Origin of the sequence: Paenarthrobacter sp. TAF1 (assembly GCF_052113825.1) — a bacterium.
In the GTDB taxonomy this organism is placed as follows: domain Bacteria; phylum Actinomycetota; class Actinomycetes; order Actinomycetales; family Micrococcaceae; genus Arthrobacter; species Arthrobacter nicotinovorans.
Map to the genome: position 1 here is coordinate 47,947 of NZ_JBFRDO010000010.1, position 17,950 is coordinate 65,896.

A 17,950-nucleotide genomic window follows, 5' to 3' on the forward strand; every position below is an offset into this window, starting at 1 on the left:
CGGCTGGCTAAGCACGCCTTCGTCGTCATGACATCGCAGGGTATTCAGAGTAGCTTTGCGGAGTGCTGACAATTTTGAATGCCGCGAAGCGGGTGCTGGTGGGCCGGCCTGTCCGGAACGACCGCCTGTCCCACACGCTGTTGCCCAAACGCATCGCATTGCCGATCTTCGCCTCGGACGCCCTGTCGTCGGTGGCGTACGCCCCGGATGAAATCCTGCTTACGCTCGCCTTGGCCGGGGTCAGCGCCGTGGCGTTCTCGCCCCTGGTTGGCCTCGCCGTCATGGTGGTGTTGCTCACAGTGGTGGCCTCGTACCGCCAAAACGTCCATGCCTACCCGTCCGGTGGCGGCGACTATGAGATCGCGAACGTCAACCTCGGCAAGTATGCGGGCCTTACGGTTGCGTCGGCCCTGCTGGTTGACTACGTCCTCACCGTCGCGGTGTCCATGTCGTCGGCTGCGACGTACCTGACCACCGCCATCCCCTCGCTCCACGGCCAGCAGGCGTTGATCGCCACCATAGGTGTCACCATCCTTGCGTTGGTCAACCTGCGGGGAATCAAGGAAGCCGGCACGGTCTTCGCCATTCCTACCTACATCTTCATGGCGTCCATCCTGGGCATGACGGCCGTTGGAATCTTCCAGGCGGCGACCGGACAGCTGGGGGAGGCCCCGTCAGCCAACTTCACAATCGTTCCCGCGCCCGGATTCGATGAAGGTCTGGTGGGACTTGCCGGCGCCTTCCTGCTGCTTCGGGCCTTCTCCTCGGGAGCTGCGGCCCTCACCGGCGTCGAAGCCATCAGCAACGGCGTACCCAACTTCAAGAAGCCCAAGAGCAAGAATGCAGCGACGACGCTGCTGCTCCTGGGTGTCATTGCCGCTTCGATGCTGGCTGGAATCCTCTACCTGGCCAATGCCACGAAGGTGCACATCGTCCTGGACCCGGCAAAGGAGTTCCTGGTGGACGGCAAGCCGCTTCCCGAGGGCTACATCCAAACCCCGGCCATCAGCCAGATCGCCGATACGATCTTCGGCTCCGGCTCCATCCTCTTCTACATTGTCGTTGCAGCCACCGGCATCATCCTGGTGTTTGCCTCCAACACCGCCTTCAACGGATTTCCCGTACTGGGCTCCATCCTTGCGCAGGACGGATACCTTCCCCGCCAGTTGCGCACCAGGGGCGACAGGTTGGCTTTCAGCAACGGTGTCCTGGCCTTGGCAGCCGGAGCCTTGGTCCTCATCCTCGCGTTCAACGCAGATGTCACCAAGCTGATCCAGCTCTACATCGTGGGCGTTTTCATCTCCTTCACGGCGAGCCAGTTGGGCATGATCCGCCACTGGGGCCGTGAGCTGAAGCTGGCCAAGGACAAGGTTGTCCGGCGGCGCATCATCAAATCCCGCACCATCAACATGATGGGCTTCGGGATGACGGCACTGGTGCTGGTGATTGTCCTCATCACAAAGTTTGAACAGGGTGCCTGGATCGCCCTGCTCGCGATGTTCATCCTCTTCCTCATCATGTGGAGCATCCGGGCCCACTATGACAATGTCGCCAAGGAACTCGCAGTCGACGAAGACTCCTCTCCCCGCGCACTGCCTACCCGGGTCCATGCCGTACTTCTCGTCTCGCACGTGCGCAAACCGGTCCTGAGGGCGCTGGCCTATGCCCGCGCATCAAGGCCATCGCGTTTGGACGCCGTGACCGTGGACATCAATTCCGAAGAGACGGAGCACACCGTCAGGGACTGGGAAAAACTGGAAATTCCCGTTCCCTTGACTGTTTTGGCCAGCCCCTACCGTGAAACTGTCACGCCCATCATGGACTACATCAAAACCATGCGCCGGGACTCTCCACGCGACCTCATCGTCGTATACATCCCGGAGTATGTGGTGGGCAAGTGGTGGGAACAGCTGGTCCACAACCAGACAGCACTCAGAATCAAGACGAGACTCCACTTTGAACCCGGAGTCATGGTTGCCAGCGTTCCGTGGCAACTGAAGTCGTCAGAAGAAGCAAAGGCACTGCAGGATACCCAATGACCCCCCACAGCAATCCGCCCCGCACGGGGCACAGCGACACTCACGGAGCCCAGGCAGCGGACGGTGATGAACTCGTCGTCAGCGTCGGTCCGATCGCCCACGGCGGGCATTTCGTCGCACGTCACGAGGGCCGCGTTATTTTCGTCCGGCATGCCATCCCCGGTGAGAAGGTCCGCGTCCGGTTGACCGACTCGGGTGACTCGTCGCGCTTCTGGCGCGCCGACGTCGTGGAGGTCCTGGACGCTTCGCCCGACCGCGTTCCGCATTTTTGGAAGGCGGCGGATTCCCTGGCGTCCTGGAACCGGGGTGCCCCGCCGGTCGGCGGCGCCGAACTGGGGCACATCTCGCTCGAGCGGCAGCGTGGCCTGAAAGCAGAGGTTCTCGCCGAACAGCTGAAACGGCTCGCCGGCCTTGATCTCGTCACCGAGGTGGAGGCAGTCGGCGGGAACCACGACGACGGACGCGGCTGGCGTACGCGCGCCAGCTTCGCGGTGACCTCCAACGGACGCTTGGGCATGCATGCCCACCGCTCGGACATGGTGCTTCCGGTCAAGGAAATGCCGTTGGCCCTGCAGGGGATCAACGACCTCCGGCTTTGGGACATTGACCTTTCCGGCATAGCCCGCGTGGAGGTCGCTGTCCCAGCCAACGGTTCCAGACCCCTGATCCTCCTGGCTCCGGAGGAAGGCAGCAGCCCCAAACGCTTGCACAGCATCGTCTCCCAACTGCCAGGCGACGTCTCCGTGGCGGGTTTCGATCCCATCAAGGGCGAGGTCCAGCAACTGCGGGGGAGGACCTGGGTCCAGGAGAGTGCCGCAGGCCACGACTACCGGGTAACAGGAGAGGGTTTCTGGCAAATCCATAAGGACGCACCGGACACCCTGGTTGGAGCTGTGACGGACTATCTTTCCCGCGGCGGGTATCTGGAGCCCGGTGCGGCGGTCGCCGATCTCTACGCCGGCGCCGGGCTGTTTACGGCCCCTCTGGCGGACGCCGTAGGGATCACTGGTTCGGTCCTCTCTGTCGAGGGCTCGCCGGGCACCAGCCGGGACGCCCGCAAGAACCTCCATGGAGCGCCCCAGGTGGAAATAGTCCAGGGCCGCGTGGAGCGGGTCCTGCACCAGCGGTCCCGCAGCTTCGACTCCTTGGTGCTGGATCCGCCCAGGGCCGGCGCAGGCAAAACCGTGGTCAAGCAATTGATGGCCACCGGCCCGCGTGCAATCGCCTATGTGTCCTGCGATCCCGCTTCCTTTGCGCGTGATCTGGGTTACTTCCATCAGGGCGGATGGCGGCTGGAGTCGCTGCGGGCTTTTGATCTCTACCCCAACACCCACCATCTCGAAACGGTTGGCCTGATCGTTCCGGCCGCCTAGCTGGGCCGGTCCCCGTCCGCGCGAGACTGCGGACGGGGCGGCTTTGGCGGATGGCTGCCCGTGGCGGAGACAATGCCACTACGATGGGCGTAGTAGTCCCGCTCCGCAGGAATGAACACCCCCGGGGTGGGGTGACCAACAGAGATGCCGCCCGGCTAAGTAAGGTCCACCTAACTGGCTAGCGGCCAACCACGCGACAAAGATGAAACTGTTGCGAGAGGAGTCCTGCCATGAGCACTGTGGACAGCTTCGGTTCCAAAGGCGTACTGAATGTAGCCGGCACCGACTATGAAATTTTCCGGTTGAACTCCGTAGAGGGCGCAGACAGCCTTCCGTTCAGCCTCAAGGTATTGCTTGAAAACCTCCTGCGGACTGAGGATGGCGCCAATATAACGGCTGACCATGTCCGCGCCCTGGCCGGTTGGGATCCCAACGCGGAGCCCGACACGGAAATCCAGTTCACCCCGGCACGTGTCATCATGCAGGACTTCACTGGCGTTCCCTGCGTTGTTGACCTGGCCACCATGCGTGAAGCCGTCAAGGAACTTGGCGGCGACCCCAAGCGCGTCAACCCGTTGGCGCCTGCGGAAATGGTTATCGACCACTCCGTCCAGATCGACGCGTTCGGTAACTCGGGCGCGCTGGAACGCAACATGGAGATCGAGTACCAGCGCAATGGTGAGCGCTACCAGTTCCTTCGCTGGGGCCAGACCGCGTTCGACGACTTCAAGGTCGTTCCCCCGGGAACCGGTATTGTCCACCAGGTCAACATCGAGTACCTGGCACGCACCGTGATGACCCGCGAGGTTGACGGCGTCGTCCGTGCCTACCCCGACACCTGTGTGGGCACTGACTCCCACACGACCATGGTCAACGGCCTTGGCATCCTGGGTTGGGGCGTCGGTGGCATCGAAGCCGAGGCAGCAATGCTCGGCCAGCCGGTCTCCATGCTCATTCCGCGTGTTGTCGGCTTCAAGCTCAACGGCAGCATTCCGGCCGGCGCAACCGCTACGGACGTCGTCCTGACCATCACCGAAATGCTGCGCAAGCACGGTGTTGTGGGCAAGTTCGTCGAGTTCTACGGCGAAGGCGTTGCGGCTGTGCCGCTGGCCAACCGCGCCACCATCGGCAACATGAGCCCGGAATTCGGTTCCACGGCCGCCATGTTCCCGATCGACGACGTCACCTTGGACTACCTGCGCCTGACGGGCCGCTCAGAAGAGAACGTCGCCCTGGTGGAGGCGTACACCAAGGAGCAGGGCCTCTGGCACGACCCTTCCCGCGAACTGCGTTTCTCCGAGTTCCTCGAGCTGGACCTCTCCACGGTTGTTCCGTCGATCTCCGGCCCGAAGCGTCCCCAGGACCGCATCGAGCTCACGGATGCCAAGGAGCAGTTCCGCAAGGACATCCACAACTACGTCTCCATCGAAGACGGCAGCGTGGACGAGGCCTTGGACGAATCCTTCCCCGCTTCCGATTCGCCGTCCTTCACGCACGCCGACTCGCACACCACGGAGACGGCACGCGTTGCGTCCGCCGCCAATGGTGCGAACGGCCGTCCGTCGTCGCCGGTTCACGTGAAGACCGCTGACGGACGCGAATTCGAACTGGACCACGGCGCAGTGTCGATCGCCTCGATCACGTCCTGCACCAACACGTCCAACCCTTCCGTCATGCTGGCTGCCGCCCTCCTGGCACGCAACGCCGTGGACAAGGGCCTCACCTCCAAGCCGTGGGTCAAGACGTCCGTCGCCCCCGGCTCCAAGGTGGTCACGGACTACTACGAAAAGTCCGGCCTGACCCCGTACCTCGAGAAGCTCGGCTTCTACATCGTGGGTTACGGCTGCGCCACGTGCATCGGCAACTCCGGCCCGCTTGAGCCGGAAATCTCCGAAGCAATCCAGGCCAACGACCTCTCGGTGACGGCAGTCCTCTCGGGCAACCGCAACTTCGAAGGCCGCATCAACCCGGACGTAAAGATGAACTACCTGGCTTCGCCGCCGCTGGTCATCGCTTACGCACTGGCTGGTTCCATGGACTTCGACTTCGACACCGATGCCCTGGGCACCGACTCCGAAGGCAACGAGGTGTTCCTGAAGGACATCTGGCCGAACCCGACCGAGGTGCAGGAAGTCATTGACTCCTCGATCGACGAGGCCATGTTCGCCAAGGGTTATGAAGGCGTCTTCGACGGCGACGACCGCTGGAAGGCACTCGACACCCCTGCCGGTGACACCTTCGCCTGGGCCGAGGACTCCACCTACGTGCGGAAGCCCCCATACTTCGAGGGCATGAAGGCGCAGCCGGATCCCGTCAAGGACATCTCGGGTGCCCGCGTGCTCCTGAAGCTTGGCGATTCCGTCACCACGGACCACATCTCCCCGGCCGGCTCCTTCAAGTCGGACACCCCCGCCGGCCAGTACCTCCTGGCCAACGGTGTGGAGCGCAAGGACTTCAACTCCTACGGCTCACGCCGTGGCAACCACGAAGTCATGATCCGCGGTACCTTCGCCAACATCCGCATCAAGAACCAGCTCCTGGACGGCGTCGAAGGTGGCTTCACCCGCGACTTCAGCCAGGAAGGCGCACCGCAGGCCTACGTCTACGACGCCGCCCAGAACTACCAGGCTGCGGGAACGCCGCTGGTTGTCCTGGCAGGCAAGGAATACGGTTCCGGTTCGTCCCGTGACTGGGCAGCCAAGGGCACTGCGCTCCTGGGTGTCAAGGCAGTCATCGCCGAGAGCTACGAGCGCATCCACCGCTCCAACCTGATCGGCATGGGTGTCCTTCCGCTCCAGTTCCCGGCCGGTGAGTCGGCTGCAACGCTGGGCCTGACCGGTACGGAAACCTTTGCAGTTGAGGGCGTCACCGAGCTGAACAACGGCACCACGCCGAAGACGCTCAAGGTCACGGCAACGGCTGAGGACGGCACGTCCAAGTCCTTCGATGCTGTGCTGCGTATCGATACCCCGGGCGAAGCGGACTACTACCGCAACGGTGGCATCCTGCAGTACGTTCTGCGTCAGATCTCCGCATAATCCGGCTGGTTTCAGCCGATTACGGTGCCATGCAGCCCCGGCTGGTCGATTGACCGGCCGGGGCTGCTGGCGTCCGGGATAATTCCGCCCCGCCGAAGCGGTGGCCGGGGGAACGCGCGGCACCGGGCACGCGCTAAAGTTAACGAGCACGTCATTCACCCTAAGGAGGGCCGTTGGGACTTTTGGAAACCGTCAAGGATCCACAGGACCTGGCCAAACTGTCCGGCAAAGAGCTGGAAGAATTGGCTGGCGAAATCAGGAAGTTCCTGATCACCAACGTCGCCGCGACAGGCGGCCACCTCGGTCCGAACCTGGGCGTGGTTGAACTTACCCTTGCAGTCCACCGGATGTTCGATTCGCCGCGCGACAGCATCGTCTTTGATACCGGCCACCAGTCCTATGTCCATAAACTTCTGACGGGTCGCCAGGACTTCAGTACCCTCCGTCAACAGGGTGGGCTCTCCGGCTACCCGGAGCGGGCCGAGTCCGAACACGACATCGTGGAAAGCTCCCACGCCTCGTCATCCTTGTCCTGGGCCGACGGAATTTCCCGCGCCCGCCAGCTCACCGGTGAAGGTGACCGGTTCGTCGTCGCGGTTGTCGGCGATGGTGCGCTGACAGGTGGCATGACATGGGAGGCCATCAACAACATTGCCGCTGACAAGCGGCGACGCGTCGTGATCGTGGTCAACGACAACGGACGTTCCTACGCGCCCACTGTCGGTGGTTTTGCCGACTACCTTGCCTCGTTGCGCCCCACGATCGATTCGCTCCGCACTGCCCCCGCGTACGAGCGGATGCTCGACTGGTGGAAGAAGAAGCTGCAGAACGGCGGCCCGGCCGGCCAGTTCACCTACAAGAGCCTGCACGCCATGAAGAAGGGCATCAAGGACTGGTGGGCCCCGCAAGGCATGTTCGAGGACCTGGGGATGAAGTACATCGGCCCCGTCGACGGACACAACCTCCAGGCCATGGAGCATGCCCTCAACACGGCGAAAGCCTACGGCGGGCCTGTCATTGTGCATGCCATGACCGAGAAGGGGCACGGGTACGCACCCGCCCTCGCCAACGAGGCGGATCAGTTCCACGCCGTGGGCATCATCGACCCCGAAACAGGGGAGTCCACTGAAATCCCCGGTGCCAGGTCGTGGACCTCGGTGTTCGCCGAGGAGATCGCGGACATTGCTGACGAGCGCGAGGACATCGTCGGCATCACCGGCGCCATGCTCATCCCGGTGGGGCTGCATAAGTTCGCTGAGCGCCATCCTGAACGCGTCATCGATGTCGGCATCGCCGAGCAACATGCCCTGACCTCGGCCGCAGGAATGGCCTTCGGCGGCCTGCACCCTGTGGTTGCCGTGTACGCAACCTTCCTGAACCGTGCCTTCGACCAGCTCCTGATGGACGTTGCGTTGCACAAAGCCGGTGTCACCATTGTCCTGGACCGCGCCGGAGTGACCGGTCCGGACGGGCCCAGCCACCACGGCATGTGGGATATGGCCATGGTCCAGATTGTTCCTGGCCTCCATTTGGCTGCCCCCCGCGATGCCACCCGGCTCCGCGAAGAACTCCGTGAGGCTGTTGCCATCAACGATGCTCCCACCGTTGTGCGCTTCTCCAAAGGCAGTGTCGGTTCCGAAGTTGAAGCCATCGAACGGCTCCACGACGGCGTGGACATCCTTGCGCGCAGGCCTGCAGGCTCCACTGAGAACGACGTCCTGATCGTCAGCGTAGGTGCGATGTCCGAGTTGGCCTTGGACGTGGCCGACCGCCTGGGCGCCCAAGGCATCAGTTCAACAGTGGTGGATCCGCGGTGGGTCCTTCCCGTCCGGAAATCAATCATCGCCCTTGCAGCCCGTCACCGCCTGGTGATCTGCATCGAGGACGGCGTACGCGCCGGTGGCGTTGGTTCCCGCATCCGCCAGGAAATGCGTGCAGCCGGCGTGGATACTGCCCTGAACGAGGTCGGCTTGCCGGTGGAGTTCCTGGTGCACGGTTCCCGGAGCCAGGTGCTGGAACGCGTCGGGCTCACCGCGCAAAAGATAACGCACGACGTCGTTGCCCAGGTTTTGGGGACCAAGGTCCCCTTTGCACGCCCCCTCCCGGGTCAGGAGCACCCCACTACAGGCAGCTTGCCCACCCTGTGAGGGACGATCGCGGACCGGGCGCCCTGCAGCCTGGAGACCTTGTTGTGGCGCGGAACAGGAAGTGGGACGGCACCGCCCACTGGGTTGTTCCCGGCCGTTATCTTGGTGAGGACATTTACGGCTGGTGGATATTCCAGGGCGCAGGGGAGTTCTGTTCCCGCCCGGGGGCGGCGTTCTACACCGCTTCTGATGCCATCTTGCTTGTACCCAGGACAGGCGAGTACGTGGCAACGTTCTACGATGACAGCTACCCGGGCGACTTCCGCATTTATGTGGACCTGGCCACCGCCCACGCCTGGACTCCCATCAAAGCCGGTGTGACCGAGTTCCACATGATCGACATGGACCTGGACGTCATCCGTTCCACCACGCACGGGGTGTTTGTTGATGATGAGGACGAGTTCGAGGAACACCGGGCAGCCATGGTCTATCCGGGACAAACAGTGGACGCCATGCGTACCGAATGCGCAGCGCTATACGAAGCAGTGGACACCATGAAACCACCGTTCGACGTTCTGGGGTCCAGCAGTCCCAGCGCCGAGTGGTTCAGGAAAGGACGCGCATGACCGGGATTATCCGGACGTACAAGACAGACGACGAGGGTGTACTGCACTTTCGCGAAGCCTGGTACGACGACGAAGACCAGCAGTTCGTGGTTAACCACGGGGTAGTTGGCCACCAGAGCAAGACCAACGAAACCGGAGTGGATGACGAGTCCGCTGTCGAAGGTTTGATGACCGCCTTTGCCGCCCAGTGCGAGGAAGACGGCTACGCCGAGATTCCCGAGTCCGAGCAGTTCTGGGTGGTGGCGCAGATTGCGCTGAAGACCAAGGACGGCACAGAACGCGACCGCCATCTGGAAAGGAAGGCGAAAGCGGCCCTTACCGGCGAACTGGCGTGGCGTGGACTGGGGATCGTGGACCGCTCTGAGATCGGCAACGGCCACCTCAACATTTTTTGCCTGTGCCCGGATGTCAACAAAGCCGTCAACGCCGTCAAGATCTGTGTCCGCGGCGAAGACCTGGACTTCACGAAGCTCACCGTGGCTGCCGCGCCCCATGGAGATCCCGCAGCGTTCAAGGTGAAGCACTCGCCGAAGCAAGGTATGGGCTTTAGTCTCTAAGTAGCACCCAATGCACGAGGAGGGAACCCCATGTCGTCCAAGAGCAACTGGCCCGGACATACACCTTTGCCCAAGGGCCTGGCAGCACCGGCCAAGCGCGCACTGGCCCATCAGGGCATAGAAACATTGGAGCAGCTGGCCGAGTACGGTGAGGGCCAGGTTTCCAAGCTCCACGGCATGGGTCCAGTGGCCATCGCCCAGCTTGAGGATGCCATGGAGGAATCGGGAATCACCTACGGTACTGCCGGCGGCTAGGGTTTTGTTGCCCGGGGTGACTATCTTCCCGTGGGAGCGGGATAGGGTGAATTCATGACTGAATACCGACGCCTTGGCCATTCCGGACTGACCGTCTCAGCTGTAGGGCTGGGCTGCAACAACCTGGGGCGTGCCAATACGCCCACGGAGTCCCAGGAAGGCACTGACGCAGTTGTCCACGCCGCCGTTGAAGCAGGGGTGACGTTCTTCGACGTCGCCGATGTCTACGGACGCGAGCCGGGGCTCAGCGAAACCATGCTGGGAAAGGCTCTGAAGGGCCGCCGGGACGATGTCGTGATCGGCACTAAGTTCGGCATGGACATGCGCGGGGTGAACGGCAATGACTTCGATGCCCGTGGTTCGCGGCGGTACATCGTCAAGGCCGTCGAAGCCTCCCTGCGCCGGCTGGACACTGACTGGATCGACCTTTACCAGTTCCACACGCCGGATCCCCGGACGCCGATTGAGGAAACCCTGGCTGCCCTGGATGACCTGGTCTCCAGCGGCAAAGTTCGTTACATCGGGCATTCCAACTTTGCCGGCTGGCAAATAGCGCAGGCCGAGTATGTGGGACGCGAATCAGGTGGTGTCCGCTTCATTTCCACGCAGAACCACTACAACCTGCTGGACCGCCGCGCCGAGCTCGAGGTCCTGCCCGCGGCACAGGCGTTCTCCCTGGGCGTGTTGCCGTACTTCCCCCTCGCCAACGGGCTGCTCACGGGAAAGTATTCGGCGGGCAAGGCGCCGGAGGGCTCCAGGCTGAGCCATACGCGGACCAACCTGGTGCACGACGCCGACTGGGAGCAGCTGGGCCGCTTCGGCCAGTTCGCCAAGGAGCGCGGCATCAGCGAGTTGCAGTTGGCTTTCTCCTGGCTCGCTGCCCAACCCGGAGTCAGCAGCGTTATCGCCGGTGCGACGCGGCCCGAACAGGTCCGCGAGAATGCTGAAGCGGTCTGCTGGGTACCAACCCAGGAAGACCGTGACGAGCTGGACGACATCTTCCCGAAGTCGCCCAAGGTGGCGCTCTTCTGATCCGATACAGAACTGGCCGGCCCCGGAGCAACTGCTCCGGGGCCGGCCTGTTCTACTGTTTGGCCTGTTCTACTGTTTGGCCTGTTCCACTCTTTGGATTAGGCCGGTGCGGAAGCTACGCCAGGCGCCAGGAAGCGCTTGCCGTTGACCCGCTCGGAGGCACCCACCCGGTCCAGGTAAGGGGTGATGCCGCCCAGGAACATTGGCCATCCCGCACCCATGATGACGCACAGGTCGATGTCCTCGGGGCCGGCCACGACGCCCTCTTCGAGCATGAGCCCGATTTCTTCGGCCAGGGCATCCTGAGTGCGGCGAAGCACTTCTTCCCCGGTGGAGGGGGTGTTGCCGAACGACATGATGGCCAGCGTCTCAGCGGGAATGACCGGTTTCCCATCGGATCCCGGGACCCACAAGGACTTCACGCCGTTGTCGATCAGTTTTTGCAGGTTCTGCGAAACCGGGAAGCGGTCCCCGAATGCCGTGTGCAAGGATTCCTGGACGTGCTGGGCCACCGGAAGCCCCACCATGGCGCTGAGGGTGAACGGGGACATGGGCAAGCCCATCGGACGCAGTGCGGTATCGGCAACCTCTGCCGGGGTTCCCTCGTCGAACGCTGCGATGACCTCGCCCATGAGGCGAAGCAGGATGCGGTTCACAACAAAGGCGGCCGCGTCCTTGACCAGCACTGCGGTCTTCTTTAGTCCCTTGGCCAGTTCGAAGGCTGTAGCGAGGACAGCGTCGTCGGTCTTCGGTGCCTTCACGATCTCAAGAAGGGGCATGACGGCCACCGGGTTGAAGAAGTGGAAGCCGACCAGGCGCTCCGGGTGCTTCAGGTCTTCGGCCATGGCGGTCACGGACAGCGACGATGTATTGGTCGCCAAAATGCACTCCGGGGAGACAATTTCTTCCACCTCTGCGAAGACCTGCTTCTTGATATGCAGTTCTTCGAAGACGGCTTCAATCACGAAATCGGCGTCGGCAAAGGCTTCCTTGGAGACGGAGCCTGTGACCAGGGCTTTGGTCCTGTTCGCGGCGTCAGGCTTGATCCGCTTCTTCGCCAGCATTTTGTCCACCTCGGAGTGGACGTACGCTACTCCCTTGTCCACGCGCGCCTGGTCGATGTCCGTCATGACCACGGGGACCTTCAGCTGCCGCGCGAACAGCAATGCTAACTGGCTGGCCATGAGGCCCGCACCCACGACGCCGATCTTGGTGACAGGACGTGCCAACTTGCGGTCCGGGGCACCCGCGGGACGTTTGGAACGCTTCTGAACCAGGTCGAGGAAGGCATACACAGTGGAGCGGAACTCGTCCGTCTGCATGAGTCCGGCGAGGGTTTCGCATTCGAGCTCTGCCGACTCCTGCTGTGTCATGGTCCGGTTGGCTTCCATCACGTCCAGGACTTTGGCCGGCGCGGGCGAGGCGTTGGAGGTTTTGGCCTCAACGAAGGCACGTCCTGCCGCGACCGCAGCGGCCCAGCGGGCGGCCACCGCTTCATCGGCTGCGTCCACGGCGTTCTTGCGCTCCGGCGCCTCTTCACCTGAGATGACGCGTGCAGCCCAGGCCAGGGACTGTTCCACGAAGTCGGCGGGCTCAAAGATAGCGTCGGCTATCCCCAGCTCGTAGGCCTGCGGCCCGGTGAGCGTCCTGTTGTTGCTCAGCGGGTTCTCGATCATCACCTTGACCGCATTCTCCGGACCGACCAGGCGCGGGAGGATGTAGACGCCGCCCCATCCCGGGACCAGGCCGATGAAGGCTTCCGGAAGCGCCAGCGCGCCGGCACCCGTGGAGACGGTTCTGTACGTGGACTGGAGGGCGATCTCCAGGCCACCGCCGAGGGCCAGGCCGTTGATGAACGTGAAACTCGGGACGCCGAGATCGGCCAAGGTTGCGTAGACGGCGTGCCCGAGCTGGGCCATCCAGAGACCGTGTTCGCGCTCCTTGAGGGTTTTCACGGCCGAGAGGTCGGCGCCGGCAACCAGGAAATACGGCTTGCCTGTGACACCGACACCCACAATTTCGCCCCGCGAGGCCCGTTCTTTGAGACCGTCAAGGACGCGGCCGAGCTCAACCAGCGTGTTGGGTCCCAGCGTGGTGGGCTTGGAATGGTCCAAACCGTTATCCAGGGTGATGAGGGCAAAGGTCCCCACTCCGCCGGGGAGCTGGATGTCCTGGACGTAGGAGTGTGTGACGACCTCGTCGGGGAACAGTGCGGCGAGCTTCTGGAATTCTGCGGCGCTCATGCGGCGGCTCCTTCAGTGGGGGCGGTGGTTGCGGTCGTGACCGGCTCAGGGGTGGACGATGCGTAGTCGGCGTGGTGGGGGTTCTCCCAGATCACCGTTGCGCCCATTCCCAGGCCGATGCACATGGTGGTGATGCCGTAGCGGACGGACGGGTCCTCTTCGAACTGGCGCGCGAGCTGGTTCATCAGCCTGACGCCTGAGGAAGCCAGCGGATGTCCGACGGCGATCGCCCCGCCATAGCGGTTGACGCGCGGGTCGTCATCGGCAATCCCGAAGTGGTCCAGGAAGCTCAGTACCTGGACGGCGAATGCCTCGTTGATTTCGAACAGGCCGATGTCCTCGATGCCCAGCCCGGCGTTCTTCAGTGCCTTCTCGGTGGCTGGGACAGGGCCGATGCCCATGACTTCGGGCTCGACGCCGGCGAAAGCGTAGGATACGAGGCGCATTTTGACGGAAAGCCCGAGTTCCTCGGCGGCTTCCGCTGAGGCCAGGACGGCGGCCGTGGCCCCGTCGTTCAACCCTGCGGCATTTCCCGCAGTGACGCGGCCGTGTGCGCGGAACGGAGTGCGCAGTTCAGCCAGGTCCTCAACGGTGGTGCCTGGACGCGGCGGTTCGTCCGTGGTGTGCAGCGCCCATCCCTGACCGGGTTTCATGGTGGCGACGGGCACGAGGTCTTGCTGGATCTGATCATTGCTGTAGGCGGCGGCCAGCTTGGCCTGCGAAGCTGCTGCGTAAGCGTCCGTCCGGTCCTTGGTGATCGCCGGGAAGCGGTCGTGCAGGTTTTCGGCGGTGTTGCCCATGTTCAGGGCTGCAGGGTCAACCAGTCGCTCGGACATGAAACGCGGGTTGGGATCCGCGCCCGCGCCCATGGGGTGGTTGCCCATGTGTTCCACGCCGCCTGCGATGACGACGTCGTAGGCGCCAAAGCCGATGCCGCTCGCCGTCGTCGTTACCGCGGTCATGGCACCTGCGCACATGCGGTCGATGGCGAAGCCGGGAACGGAACGGGGGAGGCCGGCCAGGAGGGCCGCTGTGCGGCCGATGGTCAGGCCTTGATCTCCGGTCTGGGTGGTGGCGGCGATGGCTACTTCATCGACGCGCTCCGCGGGAAGCGAGGGGTTTCGCCTCATGAGTTCGCGGATGCATTTCACTACCAGGTCATCGGCGCGGGTCCCGGCGTAGATACCCTTTTCGCCGGCTTTGCCAAAAGGCGTGCGGACACCGTCCACGAAGACGACGTCCCGGACGTTACGCTGGGCAGTGCGTGATGGACTCATGTATTTACTCCTCGTTGAGACATGGCACCGTGTCCCGCGGGGCGGGGTCCGGTTGGCATTACTGCAATGTTACTCATGGGTAACTTAGCGTGCAAGGCCATGGGCTTCTGCCCGCCGCATCCGGCACGCAAATGGCCCGCCGCCACGAACGTACGTTCGGGCAACGGGCCATTGCGACGGCGGTGACCACTAGGAGTCCTTGGACTGCTGTGCTTCGTTGGCCTTGGATTCCTTGGTTGGCAGCGGGCTCGGGTTTAAGCAGGCCTCGGTCAGGATGGGGGCGGCGATGGCGATTTGCCACTCCCTTGCGCCAAGCGTCCGAAGTTCCTGCGAAACGGTCTCCAGCGATACGTCCGTTGGTGGCCGCCAGGCTATGCGCCTGAGGTAGTCCGGAGTCAGCAGGTTCTCCACGGGCAAGTTGAGTTCGTCAGCCTTGGCTTGGAGGGCCGGCCTTGCCGTGGCCAGCCGCGCTGCTGCCTCCGGGTCCCGGTCTGCCCAGACCCGGGGAGGCGGCGGGGCATTTGTGGGCAGATGCAGCGGAGGAAGGTCCGTCATGGATCTGGCGTTCGTGATGCAGCGCAGCCATCGGGGAGCTTCCCGTTGCGCTGACCTGCCGTGGAACCCCTTTGTGGCCAGAAGCTGTGGGACTGTGGTTGGCATGGCCTTGGCGGCGGCCACCAGGGCTGAATCAGGGATGAGCCGGCCAGGTGCGACGTCGCGCTTGCGGGCCAGCTGGTCGCGTTCCTGCCACAGTTCCCGGACGGCTGCCAGCTGGCGGCGGTCACGGATCTGATGGAGACCGGAGGTCTTACGCCATGGTTCGACCCTGGGTGCCGGGACACCTGCGGCGAGGATGCCGGCGAATTCCTGTTCGGCGTACTCCAGCTTGCCGTCGGCCTCCAGGAGTTCAATAAGTTCTTCGCGCAGCTCGGCGAGGACTTCGACGTCGAGCGCTGCGTACCGCAACCAGGGTTCGGGCAGTGGCCGAGTCGACCAGTCAGCGGCAGAGTGTTCTTTGGCGAGACCGAAACCGAGCAGTTGTTCGATAACAGCCGCCAGGCCGACGCGGGGGAGCCCTGCGAGCCGCGCCGCGAGTTCAGTATCGAACAGCTTGTCCGGCCACATGCCGAGCTCGGACAGGCAAGGCAGGTCCTGGGTGGCGGCGTGAAGGATCCATTCCACCCCGCGCAGGGCGTCGTTGACGATGTCCAGGTTGTCGAACGGTTCGGGGTCGATGAGCCAGGTCCCGGCTCCTTCGCGACGGATCTGCACCAGGAAGGCACGCTGGCCGTAGCGGAAACCGGAAGCCCGCTCGGCATCGACGCCGGCAGGTCCGGTGCCGGCTGCTATTGCGGCTGCGCATCGTTCAAGTCCGGCAGGTGTGTCGATGACCAGGGGTACGCCCTCGCGTGGGGTGTCGAGATCAATGACTTCAGGGACGTGGCTGTCAAAGCCGTCAACCTTGATGTGGGTGGTGGGATCAGCAACCGGATCGCCGGCTGTGGTGTTTTCCAGGTTTTCAGGGGTCATGGTGGCTTAAGCTTACCGATTTGTCGCGTAACGGGGCGCTTTTGCCTTCGCCAGCGCAGCGGTTACGGCGCGGGTGGCCGTCAATTGCGCCTCCTGTTGGGCAGGCCGGTGACCCCGGGTGGCAGTGGAGGCAGTCCGGCGAAAGTGCACACCATGTCGGACCAGGCTTCCAGATGTGATTGGACATCCGCGCCGTCAGGCGTCCAGGAGGCCCGGAGTTCTATGTCGATGGTGTCGGGCCGCTCAGCCAGGGTGCCGAAGCTTTCGGAAAGGATCCGGGTAGCAGTGCCGCCGGCAGCCCGGTAAGGGGCTGAACGGTGTTCCAGGGCTTCGACGAGCCACGTCCAGGCCACGGAACCGAGCATGGAGTCGTTGCCCATTTCCGCATCCATTTGGGCCCGGATATACGTGACGATCCTGAATTCGCCCTCCCACACGGCCGATCCGTCCGGATCGTAGAGCAGGATGAAGCGGCCTGTGGCCAGTTCGTCCTCGTCTTCGCTGGAGGGGCTGCCGGCCTGGCTCTTGGCAAAGGCCTTGGCTGCCGGTCCATGCACGGGAACCTGGCGGGTGGCGGCGGTGGGGCTGAAGACTTCAGCGCCCAAGGCCACTGCATAAGGGGCCAAACGTGCGGGGGCGGGGATCTCATCAAGCCGCAACTCGCTGCGGCACTGGGCTTTTCGTAGCGTTCCCAAGGCGAAGAGAAAGTCCTGGGGAACTTGTGCGAGGGCGTTCACACTCGCAGATTATGCGTCCGGGGCGGCGAACCTGTGCAGGCTCGCCGCCCCGGACGGCAGGCGTATCAGCGTTACGCCAGTTCCTGCTTGATCGCCGCAACGAAGGTGTCGATGTCTTCTTCGGTGGTGTCGAACGAGCACATCCAGCGGACCTCGCGCCGGGCGGCATCCCAATCGTAGAACGCGAAGGACTTCCGCAGGCGGTCGGCAGCGCCTTCCGGGAGGATGGCGAAGACGCCGTTGGACTGCGTCGCCTGGGTGGGCTCGACGCCGTCGATCCCTTCAACGGCACTCCGCAGGCGGGTGGCCATGGCGTTGGCGTGAGCGGCGGACCGCAGCCACAGCCCGTCCTCCAGGAGTGCGATGAACTGGGCGGAGATGAAGCGCATCTTCGAAGCCAGCTGCATGTTCATCTTCCGCAGGAACTTCAGGCCGTCGGCGGCTTCAGGGTTGAGGGCCACCACCACTTCGCCGAAGAGCAGGCCGTTCTTCGTCCCTCCGAATGAGAGGATGTCCACGCCGGCGTCGCGGGTAAATGCACGCAAGGGAACGTCCAGGTGGGCAGCGGCGTTTGCCAGCCGCGCGCCGTCCATGTGCAGCTTCATGCCCTTGGAGTGGGCGTGGTCGGCAATGGCGCGAACTTCTTCCGGCGTGTAGCAGGTGCCGAGTTCCGTTGTCTGCGTAATGGAAACAACCAGGGGTTGTGCACGGTGCTCGTCGCCCCAGCCCCAGGCTTCACGATCGATGAGCTCCGGTGTGAGTTTTCCGTCCTCAGTGGGGACCTGCAGGAGCTTGATCCCGCCGATACGTTCCGGGGCCCCGTTCTCGTCCATGTTGATGTGTGCGGTGGAGGCGCAGATGACGGCCCCCCAGCGCGGCAGCAGCGACTGCAGCGACAGGACATTGGCGCCGGTGCCGTTGAAAACCGGGAAGGTCTCGATGCCTTCGCCGAACTGCTGCTCCAGGACGGCCTGCAGCCGGGCCGTGTACACGTCCTCGCCATAGGAAACCTGGTGTCCACCGTTGGCGGCCGCCAAGGCCGCAAGGATCTCCGGGTGCACGCCTGAGTAGTTGTCGGAAGCAAAACCCCTGACCGTGGGGTCGTGCAGCCGGCTGCCCTCGGAAATGTGGCCCGTGCTGGGCATTGCCTCTGTTG

Annotated in this window: 13 protein-coding genes; 8 read left to right on the plus strand and 5 right to left on the minus strand. The window is 63.5% G+C overall.

Annotation, left to right across the window (positions count from 1 at the left end; all coding sequences use genetic code 11):
- The first annotated feature begins 62 nt into the window (after nucleotides 1-62).
- From AB4Y81_RS13905 to AB4Y81_RS13940, 8 genes are all read left to right on the plus strand, one after another.
- The gene (locus AB4Y81_RS13905) at nucleotides 63-2,039 is read left to right on the plus strand and encodes an APC family permease (protein ID WP_039240785.1); all 1,977 of its coding nucleotides are present in this window, start codon (nucleotides 63-65) and stop codon (nucleotides 2,037-2,039) included.
- On the plus strand, nucleotides 2,036-3,412 hold the full coding sequence (locus tag AB4Y81_RS13910; RefSeq protein WP_441996106.1) for a class I SAM-dependent RNA methyltransferase: 1,377 nt from the start codon (nucleotides 2,036-2,038) through the stop codon (nucleotides 3,410-3,412). Before AB4Y81_RS13905 ends, AB4Y81_RS13910 begins: the two co-directional genes overlap by 4 nt.
- A 230-nt stretch (nucleotides 3,413-3,642) precedes the next feature.
- Complete coding sequence (locus tag AB4Y81_RS13915; RefSeq protein ID WP_018778678.1) at nucleotides 3,643-6,450, plus strand: aconitate hydratase; 2,808 nt, start codon at nucleotides 3,643-3,645, stop codon at nucleotides 6,448-6,450.
- Between the two features lie 173 nt (nucleotides 6,451-6,623).
- A complete protein-coding gene (dxs, locus tag AB4Y81_RS13920) occupies nucleotides 6,624-8,597 on the plus strand; it encodes a 1-deoxy-D-xylulose-5-phosphate synthase (protein WP_018778677.1) in 1,974 nt (657 codons plus the stop codon).
- A complete protein-coding gene (locus AB4Y81_RS13925; protein ID WP_189075715.1) occupies nucleotides 8,594-9,163 on the plus strand; it encodes a DUF402 domain-containing protein in 570 nt (189 codons plus the stop codon). The genes dxs and AB4Y81_RS13925 overlap by 4 nt, the downstream gene beginning before the upstream one ends.
- The gene (locus AB4Y81_RS13930) at nucleotides 9,160-9,720 is read left to right on the plus strand and encodes a hypothetical protein (protein WP_189075714.1); all 561 of its coding nucleotides are present in this window, start codon (nucleotides 9,160-9,162) and stop codon (nucleotides 9,718-9,720) included. The genes AB4Y81_RS13925 and AB4Y81_RS13930 overlap by 4 nt, the downstream gene beginning before the upstream one ends.
- A 30-nt stretch (nucleotides 9,721-9,750) precedes the next feature.
- Complete coding sequence (locus tag AB4Y81_RS13935) at nucleotides 9,751-9,975, plus strand: hypothetical protein (RefSeq protein ID WP_018778674.1); 225 nt, start codon at nucleotides 9,751-9,753, stop codon at nucleotides 9,973-9,975.
- Nucleotides 9,976-10,029: 54 nt separating this feature from the next.
- A complete protein-coding gene (locus tag AB4Y81_RS13940) occupies nucleotides 10,030-11,007 on the plus strand; it encodes an aldo/keto reductase (RefSeq protein ID WP_189075713.1) in 978 nt (325 codons plus the stop codon).
- A 98-nt stretch (nucleotides 11,008-11,105) separates the two neighbouring features.
- Here AB4Y81_RS13940 and AB4Y81_RS13945 read toward each other — a convergent pair whose 3' ends face one another.
- The 5 genes from AB4Y81_RS13945 to AB4Y81_RS13965 all read right to left on the minus strand — a co-directional run bounded on the left by AB4Y81_RS13945 (nucleotide 11,106) and on the right by AB4Y81_RS13965 (nucleotide 17,939).
- A complete protein-coding gene (locus AB4Y81_RS13945) occupies nucleotides 11,106-13,250 on the minus strand; it encodes a 3-hydroxyacyl-CoA dehydrogenase NAD-binding domain-containing protein (protein WP_441996107.1) in 2,145 nt (714 codons plus the stop codon).
- Nucleotides 13,247-14,527, minus strand: coding sequence for a thiolase family protein (locus AB4Y81_RS13950; RefSeq protein ID WP_441996108.1), 1,281 nt, complete (start codon nucleotides 14,525-14,527; stop codon nucleotides 13,247-13,249). Before AB4Y81_RS13950 ends, AB4Y81_RS13945 begins: the two co-directional genes overlap by 4 nt.
- A 189-nt stretch (nucleotides 14,528-14,716) precedes the next feature.
- A complete protein-coding gene (locus tag AB4Y81_RS13955) occupies nucleotides 14,717-16,057 on the minus strand; it encodes an HRDC domain-containing protein (RefSeq protein ID WP_018778670.1) in 1,341 nt (446 codons plus the stop codon).
- An 80-nt stretch (nucleotides 16,058-16,137) separates the two neighbouring features.
- Entirely contained in the window at nucleotides 16,138-16,794 is a 657-nt protein-coding gene (locus AB4Y81_RS13960) for a DUF3000 domain-containing protein (protein WP_026267289.1), read from the minus strand.
- A 71-nt stretch (nucleotides 16,795-16,865) separates the two neighbouring features.
- Nucleotides 16,866-17,939, minus strand: coding sequence for a threonine aldolase family protein (locus tag AB4Y81_RS13965; protein ID WP_018778668.1), 1,074 nt, complete (start codon nucleotides 17,937-17,939; stop codon nucleotides 16,866-16,868).
- Nucleotides 17,940-17,950 lie beyond the last annotated feature (11 nt).